Origin of the sequence: Sporosarcina sp. FSL W8-0480 (genome assembly GCF_037963765.1) — a bacterium.
In the GTDB taxonomy this organism is placed as follows: Bacteria; Bacillota; Bacilli; order Bacillales_A; family Planococcaceae; genus Sporosarcina.
In genome coordinates this window covers 2,234,445-2,261,203 of the sequence record NZ_CP150166.1, presented here as the reverse complement: position 1 = coordinate 2,261,203, position 26,759 = coordinate 2,234,445, and the positions used below count along the sequence as shown (strand labels likewise).

25 protein-coding genes and 1 other RNA gene are annotated in these 26,759 nt (G+C 40.5%); 20 read left to right on the top strand and 6 right to left on the bottom strand.

Features of this window, described 5'->3' with window-relative positions:
- Positions 1–4 precede the first annotated feature (4 nt).
- From NSQ43_RS11740 to NSQ43_RS11730, 3 genes are all read right to left on the bottom strand, one after another.
- Positions 5–298 carry a DUF2653 family protein gene (locus tag NSQ43_RS11740; RefSeq protein ID WP_339250407.1) on the bottom strand — a complete coding sequence of 98 codons (294 nt, stop codon included), beginning with the start codon at positions 296–298 and terminating at the stop codon, positions 5–7.
- Entirely contained in the window at positions 286–741 is a 456-nt protein-coding gene (locus tag NSQ43_RS11735) for a hypothetical protein (protein ID WP_339250406.1), read from the bottom strand. Before NSQ43_RS11735 ends, NSQ43_RS11740 begins: the two co-directional genes overlap by 13 nt.
- Before the next feature lie 78 nt (positions 742–819).
- On the bottom strand, positions 820–1,665 hold the full coding sequence (locus NSQ43_RS11730; RefSeq protein ID WP_339250404.1) for a serine protease: 846 nt from the start codon (positions 1,663–1,665) through the stop codon (positions 820–822).
- Between the two features lie 364 nt (positions 1,666–2,029).
- Here NSQ43_RS11730 and NSQ43_RS11725 point away from each other — a divergent pair, with 364 nt between their 5' ends.
- Positions 2,030–2,332 (top strand): DUF1805 domain-containing protein, encoded by a 303-nt coding sequence (locus NSQ43_RS11725; RefSeq protein ID WP_339250402.1) that lies wholly within the window; start codon positions 2,030–2,032, stop codon positions 2,330–2,332.
- Positions 2,333–2,738: 406 nt separating this feature from the next.
- Here the strand turns inward: NSQ43_RS11725 and ssrS are convergent.
- Positions 2,739–2,931: non-coding RNA, 6S RNA (gene ssrS / locus NSQ43_RS11720), on the bottom strand.
- A 124-nt stretch (positions 2,932–3,055) separates the two neighbouring features.
- Here ssrS and cax point away from each other — a divergent pair.
- The 6 genes from cax (at position 3,056) to NSQ43_RS11690 (ending at position 10,204) form a co-directional block, all read left to right on the top strand.
- Positions 3,056–4,111 (top strand): calcium/proton exchanger, encoded by a 1,056-nt coding sequence (cax, locus tag NSQ43_RS11715; protein WP_339250401.1) that lies wholly within the window; start codon positions 3,056–3,058, stop codon positions 4,109–4,111.
- A gap of 279 nt (positions 4,112–4,390) precedes the next feature.
- The gene (locus tag NSQ43_RS11710; RefSeq protein WP_339250399.1) at positions 4,391–6,085 is read left to right on the top strand and encodes a peptide ABC transporter substrate-binding protein; all 1,695 of its coding nucleotides are present in this window, start codon (positions 4,391–4,393) and stop codon (positions 6,083–6,085) included.
- A 145-nt stretch (positions 6,086–6,230) separates the two neighbouring features.
- Positions 6,231–7,163, top strand: a complete 933-nt coding sequence (gene opp3b, locus NSQ43_RS11705) for an oligopeptide ABC transporter permease (protein WP_339250397.1) — start codon at positions 6,231–6,233, stop codon at positions 7,161–7,163.
- A complete protein-coding gene (opp3C, locus tag NSQ43_RS11700; protein WP_339250396.1) occupies positions 7,163–8,182 on the top strand; it encodes an oligopeptide ABC transporter permease in 1,020 nt (339 codons plus the stop codon). Before opp3b (NSQ43_RS11705) ends, opp3C (NSQ43_RS11700) begins: the two co-directional genes overlap by 1 nt.
- 16 nt (positions 8,183–8,198) lie before the next feature.
- Positions 8,199–9,272: an ABC transporter ATP-binding protein gene (locus tag NSQ43_RS11695; RefSeq protein ID WP_339250393.1), complete on the top strand. Its 1,074-nt coding sequence runs from the start codon at positions 8,199–8,201 to the stop codon at positions 9,270–9,272.
- Complete coding sequence (locus tag NSQ43_RS11690; protein WP_339250391.1) at positions 9,272–10,204, top strand: ATP-binding cassette domain-containing protein; 933 nt, start codon at positions 9,272–9,274, stop codon at positions 10,202–10,204. The genes NSQ43_RS11695 and NSQ43_RS11690 overlap by 1 nt, the downstream gene beginning before the upstream one ends.
- A 42-nt stretch (positions 10,205–10,246) precedes the next feature.
- On the opposite strand, the gene NSQ43_RS11685 is transcribed toward NSQ43_RS11690, so the two are convergent.
- Entirely contained in the window at positions 10,247–10,591 is a 345-nt protein-coding gene (locus NSQ43_RS11685; protein WP_339250389.1) for a DUF3899 domain-containing protein, read from the bottom strand.
- A gap of 255 nt (positions 10,592–10,846) precedes the next feature.
- Between NSQ43_RS11685 and NSQ43_RS11680 the strand changes: the two genes are divergently transcribed.
- From NSQ43_RS11680 to NSQ43_RS11630, 11 genes are all read left to right on the top strand, one after another.
- On the top strand, positions 10,847–12,562 hold the full coding sequence (locus NSQ43_RS11680) for a peptide ABC transporter substrate-binding protein (RefSeq protein ID WP_339250387.1): 1,716 nt from the start codon (positions 10,847–10,849) through the stop codon (positions 12,560–12,562).
- A 174-nt stretch (positions 12,563–12,736) separates the two neighbouring features.
- A complete protein-coding gene (opp3b, locus tag NSQ43_RS11675; protein ID WP_339250386.1) occupies positions 12,737–13,669 on the top strand; it encodes an oligopeptide ABC transporter permease in 933 nt (310 codons plus the stop codon).
- Entirely contained in the window at positions 13,669–14,688 is a 1,020-nt protein-coding gene (gene opp3C / locus NSQ43_RS11670; RefSeq protein ID WP_339250384.1) for an oligopeptide ABC transporter permease, read from the top strand. The genes opp3b (NSQ43_RS11675) and opp3C (NSQ43_RS11670) overlap by 1 nt, the downstream gene beginning before the upstream one ends.
- 16 nt (positions 14,689–14,704) lie before the next feature.
- Positions 14,705–15,778, top strand: coding sequence for an ABC transporter ATP-binding protein (locus NSQ43_RS11665; protein WP_339250382.1), 1,074 nt, complete (start codon positions 14,705–14,707; stop codon positions 15,776–15,778).
- Positions 15,778–16,710 carry an ATP-binding cassette domain-containing protein gene (locus NSQ43_RS11660; protein WP_339250380.1) on the top strand — a complete coding sequence of 311 codons (933 nt, stop codon included), beginning with the start codon at positions 15,778–15,780 and terminating at the stop codon, positions 16,708–16,710. The genes NSQ43_RS11665 and NSQ43_RS11660 overlap by 1 nt, the downstream gene beginning before the upstream one ends.
- Positions 16,711–16,812: 102 nt before the next feature.
- Complete coding sequence (locus tag NSQ43_RS11655; RefSeq protein ID WP_339250378.1) at positions 16,813–17,505, top strand: Crp/Fnr family transcriptional regulator; 693 nt, start codon at positions 16,813–16,815, stop codon at positions 17,503–17,505.
- Between the two features lie 173 nt (positions 17,506–17,678).
- The gene (locus tag NSQ43_RS11650) at positions 17,679–17,825 is read left to right on the top strand and encodes a cytochrome c oxidase subunit 2A (RefSeq protein ID WP_339250376.1); all 147 of its coding nucleotides are present in this window, start codon (positions 17,679–17,681) and stop codon (positions 17,823–17,825) included.
- A 38-nt stretch (positions 17,826–17,863) separates the two neighbouring features.
- Complete coding sequence (locus NSQ43_RS11645) at positions 17,864–18,331, top strand: cytochrome c oxidase subunit II (protein WP_339250374.1); 468 nt, start codon at positions 17,864–17,866, stop codon at positions 18,329–18,331.
- A gap of 14 nt (positions 18,332–18,345) precedes the next feature.
- Positions 18,346–20,052, top strand: a complete 1,707-nt coding sequence (locus NSQ43_RS11640; protein ID WP_339250372.1) for a cbb3-type cytochrome c oxidase subunit I — start codon at positions 18,346–18,348, stop codon at positions 20,050–20,052.
- Positions 20,053–20,119: 67 nt separating this feature from the next.
- Complete coding sequence (locus NSQ43_RS11635) at positions 20,120–20,752, top strand: SCO family protein (RefSeq protein ID WP_339250370.1); 633 nt, start codon at positions 20,120–20,122, stop codon at positions 20,750–20,752.
- On the top strand, positions 20,749–21,315 hold the full coding sequence (locus NSQ43_RS11630; protein WP_339250368.1) for a hypothetical protein: 567 nt from the start codon (positions 20,749–20,751) through the stop codon (positions 21,313–21,315). Before NSQ43_RS11635 ends, NSQ43_RS11630 begins: the two co-directional genes overlap by 4 nt.
- A gap of 83 nt (positions 21,316–21,398) precedes the next feature.
- Here NSQ43_RS11630 and fdhD read toward each other — a convergent pair whose 3' ends face one another.
- On the bottom strand, positions 21,399–22,187 hold the full coding sequence (gene fdhD, locus NSQ43_RS11625; protein WP_339250366.1) for a formate dehydrogenase accessory sulfurtransferase FdhD: 789 nt from the start codon (positions 22,185–22,187) through the stop codon (positions 21,399–21,401).
- 350 nt (positions 22,188–22,537) lie between these two features.
- Here fdhD and NSQ43_RS11620 point away from each other — a divergent pair, with 350 nt between their 5' ends.
- A complete protein-coding gene (locus NSQ43_RS11620; RefSeq protein WP_339250364.1) occupies positions 22,538–23,659 on the top strand; it encodes a transposase in 1,122 nt (373 codons plus the stop codon).
- A gap of 144 nt (positions 23,660–23,803) precedes the next feature.
- Positions 23,804–26,758, top strand: a complete 2,955-nt coding sequence (gene fdhF / locus NSQ43_RS11615) for a formate dehydrogenase subunit alpha (RefSeq protein ID WP_339250362.1) — start codon at positions 23,804–23,806, stop codon at positions 26,756–26,758.
- Position 26,759: the final 1 nt, after the last annotated feature.

Genomic DNA, 26,759 nt, shown 5'->3' with positions numbered 1-26,759 from the left:
AATGTTATTGAATCGAAGCGATAATTCCTTCATCTCGATCTAACAATAGTTTTATGCTTGCTGCATAAGGATCGCCTTGTAATACTTCCTTTATATAGAAGCGGATTGATTGAATCATGTCGAATGAGCCAATCACATATTTTTTATCGAAAAACTCCACTTCCGCAGAAAAGCCTTCGTCGTCGTCATAAATTAGCTCAACTTCAACGTTTTCTGGTAAAACATCTTCATGTTTCCATGCTTGGTCAAGACAAATCGCATTAATAATATCTTGTTCCGACATCATCAATTCCGCCATGGATTAACATCCTCTTTTTCTTTCTTCGCTTTAAGAAGCGCGAAAATCTTCCGTATTAGACTAATCGCAAACACGATAGCAAGGACATTAATCATTAAGCCTAAAATCGATCCCAAAACTCCCATATTGGCAAATAGACTACCGAAAAGTAAGCCTGCAAGCCCTCCGATGAACAATCCTTTCATCAGTCCACCCGAGAAGAAGCCGCCCTTCGTGGTGTTGTTTTGGGTAGATTTATTAAATGACGTGTTTTCATCTTGTTTTTTCTTATCCACTTTTGGTTGATTATTAATGCTGTTTTGTTGTGGATTTGTATTAAAGCCTTTCTTTCCTGATTTATACCTCTTCGCTTCAACAGTTGTTGCATGATCATTTAACACTAAGCTGCCGATAGGCGACATAACAATCGTTAAGGCAATTAGCGCAGACAAGATTTTCTTCAATTTCATTTCCCTCCAGTAAGCTGTAAAAAAACTGAGATGTACCTAAAATAGTATAATTCATTTCAAAAGTAAACTATACTAATTTGCCTTTTTATTATTAGGTAAGTGATGTTCTTGATAATCATAAAACAAATCAATTGGGATAAATAATCCAACTTTGCCATGCTCTTCGTGATCTAATGTAGCAAAAACGACTCCGATCACTTGTCCGTTTTCATTAATAACCGGACTGCCACTATTACCACGATATACCGGAGCCTTTATCATCATTACCTCATTCGTCCAGTTATTTAACGTAATAGGTGATAAAATGGTTCCTTCATTTGCGATTCCTTTAAAGCTCAATGGATTCCCGATAAAAGTAATCGGATCATTTTCTTCCATAGCAATATTATTATTTGCAAGAGTTAGGGAAGGAAGGTCATTTCCTTCAATTTCAAGTACAGCCACATCAATCTCTGGATATGCTTCGAGTACGGTTGCATTATACCGGCCATCCTCCGGAAAAACGACCGTTATAAATTTATCATCTTCAATTACATGATAATTTGTTAGTATTTTTCCTTCATTAGATATGGAGAACCCCGTACCTTTTCCATTCTCAGTCGAAACAACGACAACAGATTTTTTATAGTCTGCTATGCTTTCCTGTTTCGAAAGTGTCGCCGACGTTATAAGAAACTCAATCGCCGGAATCGAAAACACTTGAAAAAGCCCCGCAAACGTACTCAGTGCTAACATAATCGACATCAACCAAACAAACCATTTCGGAACCCGTCTTTTTGGTTTTGCTACATCCTCAGATGATCTTAGCAAAGCCTCCCGTTGAGCCTCCAACACAAGTTCATTTATCTCCTCATCACTCATCTGTTCAAATTGATCATCATTCTCTTCAAGGACAACATCATCTTTTTCAGTAGTCAATTAACATTCACTTCCCCGCAAGTAAGAACTATCTATTATTATAACAAAAATTCGAATTAATTTAGAATGAACTTAAATAAGTATCGGGCATTCCGTTGCTTGGAGTGTAGGCGCTCGACTCCTGCGAAAGCCGTTACGAAGAACGGCTTTTGCGAACAAAAGCGAAGCGTTGAGAGCAGGTGGGAGGATGCCTTAATTTCTGCAAAGAACGCAGAAATACGGCAAATCGAACTCTTCGTGGTTCGATTGGCTCAAGCCATGCCCGCGGAAAGCGAGCGCCGGAACGGAAAGCAACAGTTATAACCTAACCTTTCACATTTTGTTTCCCGCCACCATATGTATAAAAGGGAAAGGGGAGAGCAAATTGGTTTCAATGACACCCATTACAATCAATGGTCATACATTTACTGCAGTGACCGTTCTATTACCGAAAACAACCCTACTTACCGTTTCAAACGACAAAGGATACATCATGTGTGGTGCCCTCGACGTAGCATTACTAAATAACGTCTTATCAGATCGGAAAATTATCGCAGGGAGAGCCGTCGGTGTAAAAACAATCGAACAACTCCTTGAAGCTCCGTTAGAGTCAATTACAAAAGAAGCAGAAACTTTAGGGATCCATGTAGGTATGATCGGTAAAGAAGCCTTACTAAAAATGGTATAAAGAAAAAGCATCGAATCGGCAATTAAACCGCTTCGATGCTTTTTCTTTTCTACATATTAACGATTGTTGTTATTGTTGTTGTTTCTATTATTGCGGTTGTTCTTGTTCCTGTCATTGTTGTTTCTGTTGTTGTTATTGTTATTGTCTTGATTGTTTACATCAAAAAAATCTTGACCGAATTCAGTATTGTTATTTCTGTTTTGATTTCGATCGTTCTGGTTGTTCTGGTTGTTCCTGTTGTTATTATTGTTCCTGTTTTGTCTGTTGTCCGGCATTATGAGACATCTCCTTAAATGATTTTTAAGTGAAATGTTCACTTACACAATGTATGATGTCCAACGTTTTAAAAAATATCCATAAAATAAAAAACACCATCCACAAGGGATGGTATTGATTGATTATGTACGAACAAGCCGCTTTTGCCGTATCGAATCATAGAAAGTTTTAAACCACCACTCCTAAAAGTGGGTGTTCGCAGAAACGCTCCTGTCCGTCCCGATTGATGATGAATCGGGCATACCATTCCTGTTTCAATATAAAACTCCCTTTTACAGCTTAAAGGTTAAAACTTAATGTGAATACGAACAATGCAGCCTGTGAATTCATCTTACACGACATCATGCAATGTGGCAATGAAAATAACTTTTAGTTCCAAAGTGGAATGGTGGCAGTTTGCATTTTCCTCTACAGGGAAAGATAAGGTAGCGAAAGGGAGTGTAGATTATGAATCGTGTATTTTTGTTTCTTGCATTCATTGGAGTCCCATCCGTGTTGGTAGGCTCTTTATTAAATTGGCCAGCCATTCCTATATTTTTAATAAGCTGTGCGAGTATCATTGCTCTCTCGGGCTTTATTGGCCGAGCAACGGAAAGTCTTGCTATAGTGAGTGGGCCAAGAGTGGGTGGCTTATTGAATGCCACTTTCGGAAATGCAGTCGAATTGATCATTTCTATATTCACATTAAAAGCAGGCTTAATCGGAATCGTTCTTGCATCGCTAACAGGATCCGTCCTTGGGAACTTGTTGCTTGTATTGGGTTTTTCTTTTTTTGCGGGTGGGATTAAATATAAAACGCAAAACTTCAGTATTCATGATGCCCGATATAATTCAGGTCTGTTAATATTTGCCGTTATTGTTGCATTTGTCATTCCTGAAATCTTTTCGCAGAAAATGAATTATCAAAATACGGTTACTTTAAGTGTGGGCGTCTCGATCATTTTAATAGCACTCTATATGGCGGGCTTGTTTTTTAAACTCGTCACACATCGTGGTGTGTTTGCCTCCTCTGATAAAAACGTGGAAGAGGAAGTTGAAACACCCGAATGGTCAAAGTTAAAGGCGATCATCGTCCTTCTATTATCGACGATTGCTGTTGCATTTGTTTCTGAAAGATTGGTGCATACATTCGAAACACTTGGTAACCGATTCGGATGGACGGAATTATTTATCGGAGTCATCATTGTAGCTATTGTTGGGAACGCTGCGGAGCATTTCTCGGCAATTACGATGGCTATGAAGAATAGGATGGACGTGGCTGTCGAAATTGCAGTCGGTTCCACATTGCAAGTAGCGATGTTTGTTGCACCTATACTTGTTATCGTTTCGTTATTCATGCCAGTGACAATGCCTTTAGTGTTCACAATTCCTGAATTGGTAGCCATGGTGACTGCGACTTTCCTTGTTATCAATTTATGTAATGATGGAGAATCCAACTGGTTTGAGGGTCTAACATTATTATCTGCTTATCTTATTATCGGTATAGGGTTTTATTTCTTATAAGAATAAATTTTATTACAATAATTTTAATTTGAATTGTACCCCTATTGTTTTAATTTAAATATAACTGTTTATTACACCTCGTTTGGGTTAATGGTAAATTGATGTCAAGGTCACAAACTCTTTTGTTGTGAGGTTTAATCAACATTTTGCGCAAAATGAATAAGTTTATGTTTATATTTTCGGAAAATGTATTCAATAAAAACACTTTGACTTAGATTGCTTTCGTTGTATAATAAAAAGGGTTAATTCTTCTGACAATTACAAAGGGAGGTCATCATCTTGAAGAGAAACAAAATGCTATTGCTTATGGCCCTTTCTTTAGTGCTTAGTGTCGTTCTTACAGCTTGTGGAGGAAAAGACGAGGCGCCTAATAAAAGCGGCAATGCAACAGGGCAAAATGGATCCGGCGAACCGGATGCCGAGCAAGTGCTTAACTTGATCGAAGGGGCGGCAATTCCTTCCGTAGACTCAGCGATTGTTGAAGATTCAGTTGGATTCAATGTATTGAATAACGTAAATGAAGGTCTATACCGATTGAATTTGGACAATGTAGCGGAACCTGCTATGGCTGGGGAAGAGGCTGAAATAAGTGAGGACGGACTTACTTACACATTCAAGCTTCGAGACGCTAACTGGTCCGATGGTACTCCGGTAACAGCACATGACTTCGTGTTTGCATGGCAACGTGCAATCGACCCTGATACTGGTTCACCTTACGGACCATTCATGATGTCTGGGGTTGTTAAAAACGCAACTGCAATTAGTGAAGGAAAAATGGACAAGTCTGAACTTGGCGTTGTTGCCGAAGATGACAAAACGTTTGTTGTAACGTTGGAACGTCCAGTACCGTATTTCTTATCTCTAATGTCATTCGGGACATTCTATCCTCAAAAAGAAGAATTTGTAAAAGCGAAGGGCGATGCTTATGCAACAAACTCCGATAATCTTCTTTACAACGGGCCATTCATTCTTACTGAGTGGGACGGTACAGGGGACAGCTGGGTGTATAAGAAAAATGAAAATTATTGGGATGCAGAAAGCGTAAAACTTGATACGATCAATGTTGACGTTGTAAAAGACTCTGCAACCGCTGTAAAACTGTATAATGATGGCAAAAAAGATCGTGCTGGTGTATCTGGTGACTTGGCAATGCAATATGCAGGTCATGCTGAAGCGGTAATTGAACCTGATACATCTATATTCTTTTTGAAGTTCAACCATATGAAAGACGGCAAAGAAACACCGCTTGCAAATGAAAACATTCGTAAAGCAATTGCGAAGTCTTTCCAAAAAGAGGATTTAGCTGACGTAGTCCTTGCAAATGGTTCAAGTGCTGCAAACTTCATCGTTCCAAAAGAATTCGCTTTTGATGAAAACGGAAATGACTTCCGTGAAATTGCCGGCGACCTATTGGTCTACGATACTGAAGAAGCGAAAGATTACTGGCAAAAAGGTTTGGACGAGCTTGGAGTGACTGAACTCCAACTTGAAATCCTTGGTGGGGACAGTGAACTTTCCAAGAAGATGGATGAATACTTCAAAGCTCAACTTGAAGGCAATCTTGAAGGATTGAAAATCAAGTTGAAAGAAGTACCGTTTTCAGTTCGCTTGGAGCTTGAATCCAATCAAGATTACGATATCGAAGTGTCTGGATGGGGCCCTGACTTCCAAGATCCTATTTCGTTCTTGGATCTGTTCGTCACGAATGGCACTAACAACCTAATGTCTTATTCAAATCCAGAGTACGATGCATTAATCAACTCCACAAAAGATGAACTTGCATTAGATCCAAAAGCGCGTTATGAAGCATTCGCTAAAGCGGAACAGATTCTTTTAGAAGACGATGCTGCAATCGCCCCGATTTACCAAAAAGGATCAATCCAATTACAAAAGCCTTACTTCAAGGATCTTGGTGTGCATCCATTTGGGGCGGATTATAGCTATAAATGGGCTTATATCTCCGGGAAACAATAAGGGATATTAAGTAAATGCTGAATATGCCAGAGAGTATATGGACGGAAATTTGTTCATATACTCTCTCTTTTTAACTAATCGGTTGGAAATCTTTAAATTGCATGAAATAGGTTATTCTACAATTAGAGAAATATGGAGGTGCGAAATGGTTAAATATGTTGGTAAGCGTCTAATTTATATGTTCCTCACGATGTTCCTCATTGCGACAGCGACTTTTTTCCTTATGCAAACGCTACCAGGTTCGCCGATAGCCTCATATAACAAGCTGAATGAGTCACAAAGGGCTATTGTTGAGAAAAAGTATGGCATTGATAAACCGAAGCCAGTTCAATATGCCATCTATATGAAAAACTTGGCAAAAGGGGATTTGGGTACATCATTCGTCTTTAAGGGGAAAAGCGTTAACGACCTTCTTTCAAGTCGCTTTAAACCTTCCTTCATCCTTGGTGCACAGGCGATGGTGTTCGGTACAATTATCGGCATTCTATTAGGTATGATTGCCGCCTTACGGCAAAATACATTTTGGGATTATGGGAGTACTTTCTTTGCGATATTGGGGATATCGATTCCGTCCTTCGTCTTCGCATCATTACTTCAATATTGGATCGCTTCCGAATGGCATCTACTGCCAGTTGGCTTATGGAACGACGGCTGGAAATCCAGTATCTTACCGTCAATCGCGTTAGCTATGGGCCCTCTTGCTTTATCCGCAAGATTCATACGGACTGAAATGATTGAAGTGTTGAGTTCGGACTATATAACGTTGGCGAAAGCTAAAGGGGCGAATGGTTATGAAATTGCCTTCAAGCATGCGCTTCGAAATGCATTAATCCCATTGGTTACAGTTTTGGGTCCTGTTGCGGCTGGTCTTGTGACGGGATCACTTGTTGTCGAGCAGATTTTCGCAATTCCTGGTATCGGTGAGCAGTTCGTTTCTTCTATTATGACGAATGACCATGCGACGATTATGGGGACGACTTTATTCTTCTCCGCATTCCTGATTGTCGTTATTTTCATCGTAGATATTCTTTACGGAATCATTGACCCACGAATCCGTCTGTCTGGAGGTAAAAACTAATGCAACTTGATAAACAACAATTACCGCCAGAAAAATTTGAACGAGTGGTGATCGATAACGATTCAGCTGAACGTATTACGAAACCAAGTTTAAGTTTTTGGCAAGATGCTTGGCTGCGTTTACGTAAAAACAAAGCGGCTATCGTAAGCATGGTTGTCCTTGTTTTATTAGTTTTGATGGCGCTTGTGGGACCGCATTTGAACGGTCGCTCGGGAGATGTCCAAAATCTTCGTCACGCCAACTTGCCACCTAAAATACCGGGAATTGAAAAGTTGGGGATTTTTAATGGCGTCGGGGAACTTGGTGGACAAAAGGTCGATTTGTATGAAGTTAAAAAAGTCGATGACTATTATTGGTTCGGTACTGACGGACTCGGACGCGATCTATTTACTCGCTTATGGGAAGGGACCCAGATCTCATTATTGATCGCTTTCATTGCGGCTTTGATCGACGTGGTCATTGGAGTAGCATATGGCGGTATTTCGGGATACTTCGGAGGTCGAACTGACGATGTCATGCAACGGATAGTTGAGATTCTAATCGGGATTCCGACGTTGATCGTCGTTATTCTCATGATTCTTATTATGGAACCCGGAATAACAGCGATCATCATTGCGATTTCCATCACGGGCTGGATAGGGATGTCCCGTATCGTCCGTGCGCAAATATTGAAATTCAAAGGCCAGGAATTCGTTCTTGCTTCAAGAACACTTGGAGCAGGTCATAGTCGTATCATCACAAAACATCTATTGCCGAACATTTTAGGGATTGTCATCATTAATACGATGTTCACGATTCCAAGTGCAATTTTCTTTGAAGCATTCCTTAGCTTTATTGGGATTGGACTTCAACCGCCAGCAGCTTCGCTTGGTACACTTATCAACGACGGATATAAAGTAATGGAATTCCAACCATATGTTCTTTTATTCCCTGCGCTTGTTATTAGTATTTTGATGATTGCGTTCAACCTGATCGGTGACGGTCTGCGTGATGCGCTTGATCCGAAAATGAAAGATTGAATGGAGGAAAGCCGAGATGGAGAAAATATTGCAAGTAAAAGACTTGGAGCTTTCCTTCCATACGTTTGCCGGTGAAGTGAAAGCGATACGAGGAGTAAGCTTTGACCTGAACAAAGGGGAAACTTTGGCGATTGTAGGTGAGTCAGGATCAGGAAAATCGGTGACGACAAAGTCAATCATGCGATTGCTACCCGAGTCGAGCTCCGAGTTTAAAAACGGGGAAATCCTTTTTGAGAATAAGGACTTAACGAAGTTGCCTGAAAAGGAAATGCAGAAAATCAGAGGGAAAGACATTTCGATGATTTTTCAAGACCCGATGACATCCTTGAATCCGACGATGACAATCGGGAAACAAGTAATGGAACCGATTTTAAAACACCAAAAAGTAAGTAAGTCAAAGGCCATGGAAGTTGCCATCGACCTGTTGAAAATGGTTGGGATTCCGAATGCGGAAAACCGATATAAAATGTATCCGCACCAATTTTCAGGTGGACAACGACAACGGATTGTCATCGCCATTGCGCTTGCATGTAATCCAAAGGTGTTAATCGCCGATGAACCAACGACAGCGCTTGACGTTACAATTCAAGCCCAGATCCTTGAGTTGATGAAAGATATCCAGAAGAAAGTCGATACTTCCATCATCTTCATCACCCATGATCTTGGTGTTGTAGCGAATGTCGCAGATCGTGTCGCGGTTATGTATGGCGGTCGTATTGTTGAAGTTGGTACAGTCGATGAAATATTCTATAATCCTCAACATCCGTATACATGGGGGCTGTTAAGCTCCATGCCTTCGATGGATCTTGAAGAGGAAAGACTTTATGCGATTCCCGGGACACCGCCGGATCTATTGAATCCGCCGGTGGGGGATGCATTTGCGCTACGTAGTGAATATGCATTGAAAATTGACCTAGAACAAGCTCCGCCGATGTTCAAAGTAAGTGATACGCATTACGCAGCTACATGGTTGCTTCATCCGAACGCACCGAAAGTCGATCCACCAGCAACAATCATTGAGCGGATGAAGACTTTCCGTGGCAGCAGATATTATGAAAGTACTGATGGGAATTTAGGGGGTGAAGCGTGATGGCAGAGAAATTGCTTGAAGTGAGAAACTTGAAACAATACTTTAATGCCGGAAAACCTTCCGAAGTCAGGGCGATTGATAATATTAGCTTTGATATATACCGTGGTGAAACATTCGGTTTAGTTGGTGAGTCCGGTTGTGGTAAATCAACGACGGGCCGGACGATTATCAGACTTTACGACGCCACCGACGGTGAAGTCCTTTATGATGGTGTCAGTGTCCATGGGAATAAGTCAAATGCAGAAGTGAAATCATTGAATCAGAAGATGCAAATGATTTTCCAAGATCCATATGCTTCATTGAATCCGCGTATGAAAGTGCTTGATATCATTGCAGAAGGTCTGGATATCCATGGTCTTGTCAAAAATACTAAAGAACGTAAAGCGAAAGTTATTGAATTGCTTGAAACGGTTGGGTTGAATAAGGAACATGCTGAACGGTATCCACATGAATTCTCAGGCGGTCAGCGCCAGCGGATCGGTATTGCACGTGCGTTAGCCGTAAATCCAGAATTCATCATTGCGGATGAGCCAATCTCTGCATTAGACGTTTCGATCCAAGCGCAGGTCGTTAACTTATTAAGGGATTTGCAGAAAGAGAAAGGTCTTACGTATTTATTTATCGCTCATGATTTGTCGATGGTTAAATATATTTCAGACCGGATTGGTGTCATGTATTTTGGGAAACTTGTCGAAATGGCAACTGCAGAAGAGTTGTACAAGAATCCGATGCATCCCTATACAAAATCATTGCTTTCTGCTATTCCATTGCCAGACCCGATTTATGAGCGCGCGCGTAAGCGGACTCCGTATAATCCTGAAGATCATAAATATGGCCCGGCAGAAAAAGTCGAGTTCCGCGAAGTTTCCCCAGAACACTTCGTGCTATGTTCGGAAAAAGAGTTTGAAGAAATGAAAAAGCGATTAAAATAAATAGAAGCCGCCTCCAATTAAATTCAGGGAGGCGGCTTTTTATTATATAGAATAGACCAATAGGGCAACTAACATGAGGAGGACAACTGGTACTCCAAGACGGAAAAAGAAGTTAGGTTTTATCGTGATAACTTCAGATGGTGGCCGCATCGACATTATTTCTTCCTGAACATGCTTTCTATAGAAGACTTTTTTCATGCTGGTCGAAAAGAAATCAAAAAAACCGGACTGAAAAACAAGTACTGTCAGGCCTAAGAATAGTAGTGCTGATCCTATATTGAACGATACATTGATATAGTTTATAAGCGACAATTTTCCATAAAATATAAGCAATAGTAAAATAATTAATAATTGGCTTGCAATAGCATTAATTACAATTCTCTTCATTTTCTAACCTCTTTTTTATTGTTAATATAATTGTTTATTACTGTATATTATAATAAACAAGAAAATAAATCAATTAACTGAAAACCTTGTTATATCAATGTTCTTGAATAAATAATTGACAATAAAAAAACTTCTAATTACTTTAACATAATATTGTTTCTGAAAAAATCGTGAAAAAGACTTTGACAGGAGACGTTTTCGGGGTATAATAAAAAGTGTTAATTCTTCAGACAATTACAAAAGGAGGTCAACAACATGAAGAGAAGCAAAATGCTATTGCTTTTGGCACTTTCTTTAGTGTTAAGCGTCGTTCTTGCTGCTTGTGGCGGTAAAGACAAGACAGAAGACAAAAACGCTGCACCTGATAAAGAAAATGACAAAGGTACACAACAAGAAGAAGCTGGGGAGCCAGATGCGGAACAAGTTCTTAACTTGATCGAATCTGCTGCTATTCCTTCTGTAGACTCTGCTATCGTAGAAGACGCAGTAGGTTTCAACGTATTGAATAACGTAAACGAGGGTCTGTACCGTTTGAACTTGGAAAACGTTGCTGAACCTGCTATGGCTGCTGAAGAAGCAGTAGTGAGCGAAGATGGATTGACTTACACATTCAAACTTCGTGACGCAAAATGGTCTGATGGATCAGAAGTTACTGCACATGACTTCGTATTTGCATGGCAACGTGCAATCGACCCTGAAACTGGATCACCTTATGGTCCATTCATGATGTCAGGCGTTATTAAAAACGCAACAGATATTAGTGAAGGAAAAATGGACAAGTCTGAATTAGGTATTGTTGCTGAAGACGACAAAACATTGGTTGTTACTTTGGAGCGTCCAGTGCCATACTTCTTATCACTTATGTCTTTCGGAACATTCTACCCACAAAAAGAAGAGTTTGTAACAGCTAAAGGTGATGCATATGCAACAAACTCTGATAACCTTCTTTACAACGGTCCATTCGTTCTAACTGAATGGGACGGAACTGGAGATAGCTGGGTTTACAAGAAAAACGAACATTATTGGGATGCAGAAAACGTTAAACTTGAAACAATCAACGTTGACGTTGTAAAAGACTCTGCAACCGCTATTAAGCTTTACAATGATGGTAAGAAAGACCGTGCAGGTGTATCTGGTGACCTTGCGTTACAATACAGTTCACATGCTGAAGCAATCGTACAACCTGAAACTTCTGTATTCTACATGAAATTTAACCAAGAAAAAGACGGTAAAGAAACACCACTTGCGAACGTAAATATTCGTAAGGCAATCGCTAAGTCTTTTGAAAAACAAGATTTGGCTGATGTAATCCTTGCTAATGGATCAATTCCTGCTAACTTCCTTGTACCAAAAGATTTCGCGTTTGACGAAAGCGGGAAAGACTTCCGTGATATCGCTGGAGATTTCTTGGTATATAATGCTGAAGAAGCTAAAGATTTCTGGCAAAAAGGATTGGATGAGCTTGGTGTAACTAACTTGGAACTTGAAATCCTTGGTGGAGACACTGAACTTTCCAAAAAAATGAATGAGTACTTCAAATCACAACTTGAAGGCAACCTTGAAGGTTTGAAAATCAAATTGAAAGAAGTTCCATTCTCAGTTCGTTTGGAACTTGATACAAATCAACAATATGACATCCAAATTTCCGGATGGGGCCCTGACTTCCAAGACCCGATTTCATTCTTGGATCTGTTCGTTACTGACGGAACTAACAACTTGATGTCTTATTCTAACCCTGAATATGATGCATTGATCGAATCTTCAAAAGCTGAACTTGCTTTGGATCCAGCTGCTCGTTATGAAGCATTTGCAAAAGCTGAGAAAATCCTTATAGAAGATGACGCAGCAATCGCACCGATTTACCAACGTGGTTTGCTACAATTGCAAAAGCCATACTTTAAAGGTCTTGCAGTTCATCCATTCGGAGCTGACTACAGCTACAAATGGGCTTACATTTCTGGTAAAGAGTAAGAAATAAGATAAGACAATTTAATATGGAAGAGAGTATATGAATTTAATTTGTTCATATACTCTCTCTCTTTTTAGTTGTAGGGAATAATTCGAAAATTTATTGTATTATCAACTTGGAAAAGTATTGAGTATTCAATTTGACATAGATGAATGACCCTAATTTGGAGGTGCGAAATGGTTAAATATGTTGGTAAACGTCTAGTTTATATGTTCCTCACGATGTTCCTCATTGCGACAGCAACATTTTTTCTTATGCAAACGCTACCAGGTTCACCAATAGCTTCATATAACAAGCTAAATGAATCGCAAAGAGCAATAGTTGAAAAGAAGTATGGCATCGATAAACCGAAGCCAGTACAGTACGCAATCTATATGAAAAACCTCGCTAAAGGGGATTTGGGTACATCATTCGTCTTTAAGGGAAAAAGCGTTAACGACCTTCTTTCAAGTCGTTTTAAACCGTCATTCATCTTAGGTGCTCAGGCGATGGTGTTCGGTACGATTATAGGTATCTTGTTAGGTATGATTGCCGCTCTCCGGCAAAATACTTTTTGGGATTATGGAAGTACCTTCTTTGCGATATTGGGGATATCGATTCCATCCTTTGTCTTCGCATCGTTACTCCAATATTGGATCGCCTCAGAATGGCATTTGCTACCGGTTGGTTTATGGAATGATGGGTGGAAGTCCAGTATCTTGCCTTCCATCGCATTAGCAATGGGACCGCTTGCATTGTCTGCAAGATTTATCCGTACAGAAATGATTGAAGTATTAAGCTCGGACTATATTACTCTCGCAAAAGCTAAAGGTGCGAACGGTTTCGAAATTGCATTTAAACATGCACTTCGAAATGCATTGATTCCTTTAGTTACAGTTTTGGGGCCGGTTGCAGCTGGTCTTGTTACAGGATCGCTTGTTGTTGAGCAGATTTTCGCAATCCCGGGTATCGGTGAGCAATTCGTTTCTTCTATTATGACGAATGACCATGCGACGATTATGGGAACGACTTTATTCTTCTCTGCATTCCTGATTGTCGTTATTTTCATCGTTGATATTCTTTACGGAATCATTGATCCAAGAATCCGTCTGTCTGGAGGTAAAAACTAATGCAACTTGATAAACAACAATTACCGCCGGAAAAATTTGAACGAGTGGTGATCGATAACGATTCAGCTGAACGTATTACGAAACCAAGTTTAAGTTTTTGGCAAGATGCTTGGCTGCGTTTACGTAAAAACAAAGCGGCTATCGTAAGTATGGTTGTCCTTGTTTTATTAGTTTTGATGGCGCTTGTGGGACCGCATTTAAACGGTCGCTCGGGAGATGTTCAAAATCTTCGTCACGCTAACTTGCCACCTAAAATTCCTGGCATAGAGAAGTTAGGTATTTTTAATGGTGTTGGCGAACTTGGTGGACAAAAACTTGATCTTTATGAAGTAAAGAAAGTTGACGAATATTATTGGTTCGGTACTGACGGACTAGGACGAGATCTATTCACTCGTCTTTGGGAAGGTACTCAGATTTCATTATTGATCGCTTTCATCGCGGCTTTGATCGATGTTGTAATCGGGGTTGCCTACGGAGGTATTTCGGGCTATTTCGGAGGCCGAACAGATGATGTCATGCAACGGATAGTTGAAATTCTTATCGGTATTCCAACATTAATTGTCGTAATACTTATGATTCTTATTATGGAGCCTGGGATAACGGCAATCATCATTGCGATCTCCATCACAGGTTGGATTGGGATGTCACGTATCGTGCGTGCTCAAATTTTGAAATTCAAAGGGCAAGAATTCGTTCTTGCTTCAAGAACACTTGGAGCGGGTCATAGTCGTATCATTACAAAACATTTATTGCCAAATATATTAGGGATTGTCATCATCAATACGATGTTCACTATTCCAAGTGCTATCTTCTTCGAAGCGTTCCTAAGCTTTATCGGGATTGGTCTTCAACCGCCTGCAGCTTCGCTTGGTACGCTTATCAATGATGGCTACAAGGTTATGGAGTTCCAGCCGTACGTACTATTATTCCCAGCGCTGGTCATCAGTATTTTGATGATTGCGTTCAACTTAATCGGTGATGGTTTGCGTGATGCACTTGATCCGAAAATGAAAGATTAATAGGAGGAAAGCCAAGATGGAAAAAATATTGCAAGTAAAAGACTTGGAGCTTTCCTTCCATACGTTTGCCGGTGAAGTGAAAGCAATCCGCGGAGTAAGCTTTGATTTGAACAAAGGGGAAACCCTCGCAATCGTAGGTGAGTCAGGTTCGGGTAAATCCGTAACGACGAAATCCATTATGCGATTACTACCTGAATCGAGCTCCGAGTTTAAAAATGGACAAATTCTATTCGATAATAAAGACCTGACGAAACTCTCTGATAAAGAAATGCAGAAAATCAGAGGTAGAGAGATTTCAATGATATTCCAGGATCCGATGACATCCTTGAATCCGACGATGACAATCGGGAAACAAGTAATGGAACCGATTTTAAAACACCAAAAAGTGAGTAAAGCGAAGGCTAAGGAAGTTGCAATCGACCTATTGAAAATGGTTGGGATTCCAAATGCGGAAAATCGTTATAAGATGTATCCGCACCAATTTTCTGGTGGACAAAGACAACGGATTGTCATTGCCATTGCACTTGCATGTAATCCTAAGGTGTTAATCGCCGATGAACCAACAACGGCGCTTGACGTTACAATCCAAGCTCAGATTTTGGAGCTTATGAAGGACATCCAGAAGAAAGTAGATACTTCCATCATTTTCATCACGCACGACCTTGGTGTTGTAGCGAATGTAGCTGATCGCGTCGCAGTTATGTATGGGGGACGAATCGTTGAAGTCGGAACTGTCGATGAAATTTTCTACAACCCTCAACATCCATACACATGGGGACTATTAAGCTCCATGCCGTCGATGGATCTTGAAGAGGAAAGACTTTATGCGATTCCTGGAACACCGCCAGATCTTTTGAATCCACCAGTAGGGGATGCATTTGCGCTACGTAGTGAATATGCATTGAAGATTGACTTGGAACAAGCTCCACCTATGTTCAAGGTAAGTGATACGCATTACGCAGCTACATGGCTGCTTCATCCGAACGCACCGAAAGTCGATCCGCCAGCAACGATCATTGAGCGGATGAAGACATTCCGCGGTAGCAGATATTACGAAGGTTCTGATGGAAAACAAGGAGGTAAAGCATAATGGCAGAGAAATTGCTTGAAGTGAAAAACTTGAAACAATACTTTAATGCCGGAAAACCTTCCGAAGTTAAGGCAATTGATAATATCAGCTTTGACATTTATCGTGGTGAAACATTCGGCTTAGTTGGTGAGTCGGGTTGTGGCAAATCAACGACGGGCAGGACGATTATCAGACTTTACGACGCTACAGACGGCGAAGTCCTCTATGATGGTGTCAGTGTCCATGGGAATAAATCGAAAGCTGAAGTTAAATCGCTGAATCAGAAGATGCAAATGATTTTCCAAGATCCTTACGCTTCTTTGAACCCAAGGATGAAGGTCCTTGATATTATCGCTGAAGGCCTTGATATTCATGGTCTTGTGAAAAATGCCAAAGAACGTAAAGCGAAAGTTATCGAACTGCTTGAAACAGTAGGTTTGAATAAGGAACATGCGGAGCGGTATCCACATGAATTCTCTGGCGGTCAGCGCCAGCGGATTGGTATTGCACGTGCGTTAGCCGTAAATCCTGAATTCATTATTGCGGATGAGCCGATCTCTGCATTGGACGTTTCAATCCAGGCACAAGTTGTTAACCTGCTAAGAGATTTGCAGAAAGAGAAGGGGCTTACATATTTATTCATCGCGCATGATTTGTCGATGGTTAAATATATTTCAGACCGGATCGGTGTCATGTATTTTGGGAAGCTTGTCGAAATGGCAACTGCGGAAGAACTTTATAAGAATCCGATGCACCCCTATACAAAATCATTGCTTTCTGCTATTCCATTGCCGGATCCAATCTATGAGCGTTCACGTGTGAGAACGCCATACAATCCGGAAGATCATAAATACGGCTCGGATGAAAAAGTGGAATTCCGCGAAATCACACCAGGCCACTTCGTTTTGTGCTCCGATAAAGAGTTTGCACAAATGAAGAAAGAAATAAAGTGAAACAAAGCCGTCCTTATCAATCGATGAAGGCGGCTTTTGTTTTGCAGTGATAGTGTAAATGGTATAATTGAAGGGAAATGTTTGGAATGAAAGGGTGATGACATGGATTTTCCGGCTGGTTTTTTGAAAAATACTATGTTTTTTAAGGATTTATCAGAAAAGGAACTCGAACCCTTCTTACCGATAATGCATAAAAGAAAACTTCCCGATAAAACAATGTTATTTTTCCAAGGTGATCCAATCACACATGTTTTCATCGCCAAGACAGGTAAAATTAAAATATTCCGCAACGATTACACCGGCAAAGAACAAGTCCTGCACTTTAAACAACAAGGCGATCTTTTCCCCCATGTAGGATTTTTCCGACAAGGCAATTTTCCTGCCCATGCTCAAGCCATTGAGGACAGTGAAGTATATTCAATTGACATCAAGGAATTCGAACAAGTTTTAATGACCCATCCATCTGCATCTGTCAAAATGGTAAAAATTCTTGGAGATCGAATTGTTAGCCTTCAACAACGACTTGAAGAAATGGCTTTGCGAAGTGCAAATGAACGGATCTTATTATTATTGATCAGGCTTTCAGAAACCCATGGAACAGAGTTAGAAAATGGGTGGGTGAAGTTGAATACCCGTTTTAAAAACGTGGATCTTGCGAATATGATCGGAACATCCAGAGAGTCCGTGAATCGAATGATATCTCAGCTTCGAAAAGATGAAGCTGTAGAACTAAAAGATGGGGACTACTTGGTCTTCCCTGAAAAACTTAAAGACGATTTACTTAGCTATAGTTAATAAAAAAGCCATTTTGCAAACCACATCTTGTGGATTTGCAAAATGGCTTTTTTATATTTTCTGCTGTCACGGCTTTGTAACATTTGGCTACATATGTGTGATGTACATCACATTGATGAGAAGCGTTATCAATTAATATGAAATCAAGAACAAGACACCGGAGGTGATACGAAATGAAAGCTCCAAATATTCAAGTGGAAGACAAGAATAAAGAAGCCGAACAGTCAGTGAAAGGAACGATGTTTTCAGTAGGTGTTGTCGGGTTTGTAATCTTGTTAACTTGGTTGTTATTGTTTGTTATTTATATGTACCGGTATTAAGGTAAATCGTTTAATAGATTCGGTAAGGAGGAACAGTGATGAAAATGAATCGGTACGAAGAGATTTGGTTGGCACTTAGTGGAGGTATGCTTGTGATATTCATGCTTATAACGGGCTACCAAACATTCGCATTAGGCATGGGGCCACCAAGTAATAAAGAAACAATCGATCCGCAAAAAGTAGATCAAACAGCACCTTTCGATAATCCGGGTGTTTTCAAAACAGGTGAAAATGAATATGAAGTCGTTATGACTCTTGAAGTATTTAATTTCAATCCAGGAAAGATTGAGATTCCGGCAGGGTCAACGGTTACATTCGTTATGACATCGAAGGACGTCGTTCACGGATTCCAAGTTGTTGATACGAACTTAAATGCAATGGTTATGCCAGGGCATATACAACGAGCAACCCAAAAATTTGATAAGCCGGGTGAGTATCTCGTCTTATGTAACGAATATTGCGGTGCCGGGCATCAATTTATGAGTACTACAATTACGGTAAAATAAAGGAGGGATGAAAAATGAATTCAACAGTAAAAGTACCTAAAAAGGAAAAATCCATTAAAGGTTCATTAAAAGAGAAGTCAACTAAACTGATGGGGATCAGTCCTGAAGATGCCAAACTGACAAAATGCTATATGGCCGTTGCGTTTATCGCTTTGCTATTAGGTGGGATTTTAGGATTGCTTCAAGGTCTGGAACGTGCAGGACTCTTGCAGTTGCCGCATTGGTTTAACTATTATCAAGTGCTGACTGCTCATGGCGTATTACTTGTACTTGTGTTAACAGCATTCTTCACAATCGGTTATTTCTACGCAGGGCTTTCACATACACTTGGCGGCTTATTACCACAAGTCAGGAAGATGGCATGGGTAGGATTTTGGTTGAAAATTACTGGCTTCGTATTTGCAGTCGTACCAATTTTGATGAATAAAGCATCTGTACTCTATACTTTCTATCCGCCGATGGCAGCTTCACCCTATTTTTACATCGGTCTCGCACTAATTGTAATCGGTGTTTGGATGTGTGCATTCGGTGCATTCATCAATATAGCAAAATGGCGTAAACAAAATCCAGGAAAACATATTCCGATTTTCGCTTTCTTTGCAACAGGCGTATTCGTACTATTATTCTTCGGGAGCATCGGAGTAACAATTGAAGTGTTAACACTGATCGCGTGGTCATTCGGCTGGAAAGCAACCGTAAACGTCTTGCTTAGCAGAACATTATTCTGGGCATTTGGCCATACATTAGTAAACATTTGGTATTTAACAGCAGTGTCTGCCTGGTATGTTGTCGTACCGAAAATTATCGGTGGACGTCGTTTCAGTGATACATTGACACGGGTTGTCGTCGTCTTGTTAGTCATTTCGAATATTCCTGGTGGGTTCCATCACCAAATCGTCGACCCAGGTATGTCACAAACTTTGAAATTCCTTCACGTATTCATGAGTTTGTCCATCGGTTTCCCTTCATTGATGACAGCATTTGCGATGTTCTACGTCTTTGAAAAAACAGGTCGAAAACTTGGAGGAAAAGGACTTTTAGGTTGGTTCAAGAAACTTCCTTGGGGAGATGTGCGTTTCCTTGCACCAATGATTGCGATGATTGCCTTCATACCTGCTGGGGCTGGTGGTATTGCGCAAACAACAAACCAATTGAACCAAGTCGTTCACAATACAATGTGGATTGTCGGACACTTTCACTTAACAGTAGGAACTTCCGTAATCTTGACATTCTTCGGTATCAGTTATTGGTTGATCCCGTATATTTCTAAACGAGTTTTGACGCCTCGGATGAATAAAGTCGGTATCATTCAAACAATCATTTGGACGATCGGTATGATATTCATGTCGGGTGCAATGCACTGGGTAGGCTTACTTGGATCACCTCGTAGAACTTCCTATACAACATACGGTGATAACGCCACAGCTCTTGGATGGGATCCATACTTGATGTTCCTTGCTGTAGGTGGAACATTCCTGATCATCGGTGTGCTGATACAAGTATTCGCTGTCTTTCATATGATGTTCTTCGCACCAAAAGGGGAAACAGAGTTCCCTATTGCAGAATCAGAGGAACCTCAGGAAAAAACACCAATGTGGACAGATCGTTGGGGATTATGGATTGTCATCATGCTATTGGTCGTATCCATGGGGTATGTCGTGCCGGTTGTCGATATGATCGTCAATGCACCTCCAGGTTCACCACCATTTGTTACATGGTAAATAAGTAAAGAGAGGGCGGTCTCATGCAGATTGCCCTTTCATCACTAACCGTTCAGGAGGAAAAATCATGTCAAATCTTTATACGAAAATAGCATCTATAGTTGTCTTGCTTTTCGGGATCCTGCTGATTTTTATCGGAACGGATGGGTTTACTGCATTTACCGCAGAAACAGCTCGTGTCAATAAACTGCTTGAAGAGAAGCCGCAGTTTCCGGATGTCACTTTCGAGGATAGTAAAGAGCGAGAATACTCAATTGAAGAATTTAAAGAGAATCATGTCTTAATCACTTTCTTTTATTCCTCATGTACAACCGTTTGTATCGACCTTGAGATGAATATGTCGGAGCTGTATGATAAAATCCCTAAGGAATATATCGGAGACAAAATCGATTTTCTAAGTATCAGTTTCGATCCGGAGAGGGATGACCCAGCCACTCTCGATGTTTATAAGAATATGTTCAGTAGCGATGGGGAAACTTGGCGCATGGCAAGGATTCGGGATCAAAAACAATTAAATAATTTATTGGAGGAATTCGGAGTAATTGTCATTCCGGATGATTATGGGAATTTCGCACATAATTCAGCTTTCTATTTAGTGGATGGAAATGGAGTCTTACAAGAAGTAATGGATTATAAGGATGTCGATGCTGCAGCGGAAAGAATTATTGAAATTCTTGAAGTAGGGGAGGGGCAATCATGAAACAGTTGAAATATGGCTTAATCTTATTCGTGTTTCTTGCAATACCTCCAGTGGCAAGTATTCTTGAGTCGATTATGATTATGCATATGCATATGCAAATGCCTCTCCTTGTTTTTGCAGGGTTTTTAATGGCTCCTTTTTTCCAATCAAAATTCCCTAAGCTGTTTTCAAATTGGAATGAGGATGGTATACCGGGGATTTTATTATTTATTGTTGTGATGGTGTACTGGATGATTCCGAAAACGATGGATGATGCGTTGACAACAGTTAGTGTTGAAGTGTTCAAATTCATTAGTTTACCGTTTTTGGCGGGTATTCCTTTACGAGATAGTTGGAATAAAATTGGACCGAATATGAAAAAGGCGGTATTTATCCTTTTCACTGCTCTCTTTTATGTTATGGGGTTCCTTTATATTAAGGCGCCGATCCAATTATGTAATAATTATTTGCTGATTGATCAAATTACGCTTGGCTGGGGTTATATGACGATGGCAATTTGTTTTTCAATCTATTTGATTTATATTGCTTTTACTGATAAGCAGGAACCGATTGAGCAAAAGTAAAGCTGTCCTTGTGATTTATTCACTGGACAGCTTTTTTATCTGTAAATGCTTGGAAGACCGTTGATTTCTTTTAAAGTTAGGGATTATATTCTAATCCGTTCGGGATGTGTATAAAGATTGAAAGATTGCCCCCGGATGAAGCCTACTGTAGTTATTCCTAATTCTTCGGCAAGTTCCAAGGCAAGTTCGGTTGGGGCTGATTTGGATAGGACGATTTCACAGCCGATTTTGGCTACTTTTAAGAGGATCTCCGAAGAAATCCGGCCGCTGAATGCAATCACCTTGCCATCAACAGAAATATTATTTCGTAGACAATGACCGTAAATTTTATCAAGGGCATTATGCCTTCCGATATCCATCCTTGAAAGCAAAAGCCCGTTAGGATCACAAAGGGCTGCATTATGAACACCGCCCGTGTGGCGGAACATTTCTGCGGACTGTTCCATTTCTTCCATTAATGAAAAGCATTGTTCGGGTGTAAGTTGTACATTAACGGATGTCATTTCTTTAGCTGTAAGTGCGTCATGCGCAAAGACAAAAGCTTGTCTGCTCATTCCGCAACAAGAGGTGATATACCTTTTGTTCAACATTTTTTCGTAAAAAGGAAAGTGTTGCTCAGTTTTTATATGGACAACCCCTGTCTCTTCTTGCATCCAAATTTCCTGGATAGACTCGGATTTCGGGATGACGCCTTCAGATACAAGGAATCCAACAACCATATCCTCAACGTACTCTGGCGTACAGACGATTGTCATAAATTCTTTATCGTTAATCCGGATTGTTATCGGATATTCCACTGCTATCGAATCTATTTTTTCTTCCATTTGTCCTTTCGAAAAACGGAAAACCTTCCGTTTATGAAGCTGTTCCACCGCGCAAGCCTCCCTGAAACTGTACTAAATTAAAGCGTATACATCTATAATACTATTAAAATGGATAAATAGTTAACCGAATAATATTAAATGTTAGATTAGGACACGTTGTATAATAATTTTCTTTAATCTATACTATAAGTAATAGAATTGGAGAAATTTTTATTCAGTAAAAAGGAGGGGGTTCATGGCATATCCTGTGGAAAGCGGTTACAATTTATCTTGTAAAAGAACTCAATCATCTCGTGAGAACATAATAGGAGAATTAAGGAAAATAGATTTATTGTAGGACTAATCCATTGCAACAACAAGGCAAATGAAGCTTTAGGATGATTAAGGGGTTATAGAGAATGATTCTATCAATGAAAATCAGACTCCGACCGACTAATGAACAAGAAAAACAGTTATGGAGGTCTGTGGGTACTGCCAGATGGGCGTATAATTGGACGTTAAACAGACAACAGGAAAACTTCGAGCAGGGAAACAAGTTCATTTCCAATAATGACCTGCGGAAAGAACTGACAAAACTTAAACAAATGGAAGCATTTAATTGGTTATTTGACGTATCAAATAATGTTACAAAACAGGCGATAAAGGATGCTTGCAATGCTTATAAAATGTTTTTCAAAGGACAAGCACGTTACCCCAAATTCAAAAGTCGTAAAAAATCAAAGTTATCCTTTTATAATGATACTGCTAAATTGAAGGTTAAAAAAAACCTTGTTTTGATTGAAAAAGTAGGGTGGATAAAAACAAGTGAGCAAATTCCGATGGATGTTTCTTACACCAATCCGAGAATTAGTTTTGACAATAAATATTGGTATATTTCCGTGGGGATTGAACAGGAATTTGAACAGCCGGAACTAACAGATGAAATCATTGGAATTGACTTAGGGATTAAAGAGTTGGCTGTTTGTTCCGACGGTCAAGTGTTTAAGAATATCAACAAAACCAAAGAAATAAGCAAGACCGTGAAACGCTTGCGGAGGTTGCAACGAAGCGTATCACGCAAATACGAGATGAATAAGGAGGGAGACCGTTTCGTCAAAACGAGCAACATTATAAAACTCGAAAAGCAGATACAACTGCTACACAGGCGATTATCCAATATCCGAAACAATCATATCCACCAGTCAACGAACGCTATCGTGAAAACCAAACCAAGCAAAGTTGTGGTGGAGGACTTGAATGTAAGTGGTATGATGAAAAATCGTCATCTTTCAAAAGCAATCGGAAACCAGAAATTCCATGAGTTCATTCGCCAAATGGAATATAAGTGCGAAAAATATGGAATTGGATTCACTAAAGCGGATCGTTTTTACCCGTCCTCCAAAATGTGTTCATCATGTGGAACGATTAAGAAAGACCTGAAACTGTTTCATCGTGTTTTTTCATGTGAATGTGGATTAAGGATGGATCGGGATAGAAATGCATCATTAAATTTAGCAAGCTACGGAAGATTAACAGTTTAGTCAACATGAAGACACTGTTAATGTGTAGGGTTCGTTGTATCCGAATTTACGCTTGTGGACTGTCAAACCAAACGATAGTAGCTTAGGCAAAATCGGACAGGATGAAGCAAGAATTAAACATACCTTACAGAGTTTCATAAGGTTTTGGCAACGGCGCTTACATTGTCGATTAGGATTAACGGCACAGCATATCCTTACACGGATGGCATGACCGTACTGCAGGTAATCAACGAACTGAAGATCGAGCATCCACAAATTTGTTATTTTCCCGAAGTGGACCCAATCGAGACTTGTGATACATGTATCGTGGAAATAAACGGCCGTCTCGTCCGTGCTTGCTCAACAAAAGCAGACCATGGAATGGACGTACAATTATCTTCAACACGCGCAAAAGAAGCGCAAACAGAAGCAATGGATAGAATCCTTGAAAACCATCTGTTATATTGCACAGTTTGTGACAACAACAATGGAAACTGCAAAATACATAACACTGTCGACATGATGGGAATCGAAGAACAAAAATATCCATACGAGCCAAAATGCTCAAAAGACAGCGTTGATTTTACGCACCCGTTTTATCGATATGACCCGAATCAATGCATCGCTTGCGGCCAATGCGTAGAAGCCTGCCAAAATCTTCAGGTGAATGAAACACTAAGCATTGATTGGGAACGTGACCGTCCGATTGTCCTATGGGATGGCGGTGCCAAAATCAACGACTCGTCCTGTGTCGGCTGCGGCCATTGCGTAACGGTTTGCCCATGTAATGCATTGATGGAAAAATCAATGTTAGGTGAAGCAGGGTTCATGACGGACTTGAAAGATGAAATTTTGTCACCGATGATTGACCTTGTGAAAAATGTAGAACCCGGTTATAGCGGAATTATGGCGATTTCCGATGCAGAAGCTGCGATGCGTGAAACAAGGACTAAAAAGACGAAAACTGTTTGTACGTTCTGTGGTGTTGGTTGTTCATTTGAAGTATGGACGAAGGACCGTAAAATCCTTAAGATTCAACCAGTTTCAGAAGCGCCAGTTAATGCAATTTCAACATGCGTGAAAGGGAAGTTCGGATGGGATTTCGTCAATAGCGAAGAACGACTGACAACACCGCTTATTCGTAAAGGCGACACATTTGTAGAAGCATCATGGAAAGAGGCATTGGATCTTGTAGCAGATCGTCTCGGTTCAATCCATAAAAAACATGGCAAAGACAGTGTTGGCGTCATTTCATCTTCTAAAATTACGAACGAAGAAAATTACTTGATACAAAAGCTGGCTAGACAAGTTTTCAAGACAAACAATGTTGATAACTGCTCTCGCTATTGTCAATCACCGGCGACCGACGGATTGTTTAGAACAGTTGGCATGGGTGGAGATGCAGGTACAATTAAAGATATTGCAAAAGCGGGACTCGTAATTATTATCGGAGCGAACCCAGCAGAAGGCCATCCGGTTTTAGCGACTCGAGTGAAACGTGCCCATAAATTGCACGGTCAGAAGCTGATAGTAGCTGATTTGCGTAAGCATGAGATGGCAGAACGCTCCGATATATTCATTAGTCCTAAGCAGGGGACTGACCAAGTGTGGCTTATGGCAGTTACAAAATATATGATTGACCAAGGTTGGCACGACGCGGCATTCATCCAAGAAAATGTGCATTACTTTGATGATTTTAAAGAAGTGCTGAAAAAATATACGCTTGAATACGCTCAACATGTTACAGGTGTTTCGAAAGAAAAGTTGATGCAGACCGCTGAAATGATCCGTGATGCTGACGGAACATGTATTTTATGGGGGATGGGCGTCACACAAAACACAGGGGGATCTGATACTTCCGCAGCTATTTCCAATCTCCTTCTTGCTACAGGCAATTACCGTAGACCTGGGGCCGGTGCATATCCATTAAGGGGACATAATAACGTCCAAGGAGCATGCGATATGGGCACACTTCCGGGATGGTTGCCAGGTTATCAGCATGTCACTGATGATACAGCACGCACAAAGTTTGAACGAGCTTATGGAGTTGAAATCGACGAAAAGCCCGGAATGGATAATATTCAAATGCTTCATGCTGTTGACGATGGCATTATGAAAGCGATGTATATCGTAGGGGAAGATATGGCGTTAGTAGACTCGAATTCCAACTATGTCCATGATGTCCTGTCCAAATTGGACTTCTTAGTCGTCCAAGATATTTTCTTCTCAAGAACTGCGAGGTATGCTGATGTTATCCTGCCAGCTGTTCCTTCATTAGAAAAGGAAGGGACATTCACGAATACAGAAAGAAGGGTTCAGCGCCTCTACAAAGCATTGCCGGAATTAGGTGATACAAAGGCGGATTGGTGGATCGTTCAGGAGATTGCAAAGCGGTTAGGAGCAGATTGGAATTTTGCTGGACCAAGAGAAATATTCGCGGAAATGGCAAGTCTATCACCTTTATTCAGTCAAGCTGATTACAGCAATATGGAAAACTGGGATAGCTTTTTATGGGGGAGTTTGGATGGGTCAAGTACACCATTACTGTACGTGGATGGTTTCAATTTCCCAGATGGCAAAGCACGATTTGCGCTGTCAGATTGGGTAGAACCTGTTGAATATCCTGCCGAGTTCGACTTGCATATTAATAACGGGCGAATCCTTGAACACTTCCATGAAGGGAATTTGACAAATAAATCGGATGGTATCCAGTCAAAAGTACCGGAAATATTTGTCGAAGTCTCTCCTGAACTTGCGAAGGAGCGTGGCGTCCTAAGCGGGTCACTCGTAAGACTTGTATCTCCTCATGGAGCATTAAGATTACCGGTTGTAGTGACGGACCGCGTTAAAGGTAATGAACTGTTCTTGCCGATGAACTCTGTGAAAAAAGAATCGGCCATCAATTTCCTGACAGGTCCGGCGGTAGATCAGCGGACGAATACGCCGGCTTACAAGCAAACGAAAGTACGCATGGAAGTATTGAGGAAGGAAGGCGACAATCCGTTGCCGGCCAATAATCATCGGAATAAAAAGCGGTACCCTCAAGATGGTGTGGAAGTTGAACGGAAGTGGGCACGTCCAGGCTATCAGCATCTGACAGATCAACCGGAGAGAGGGTGAC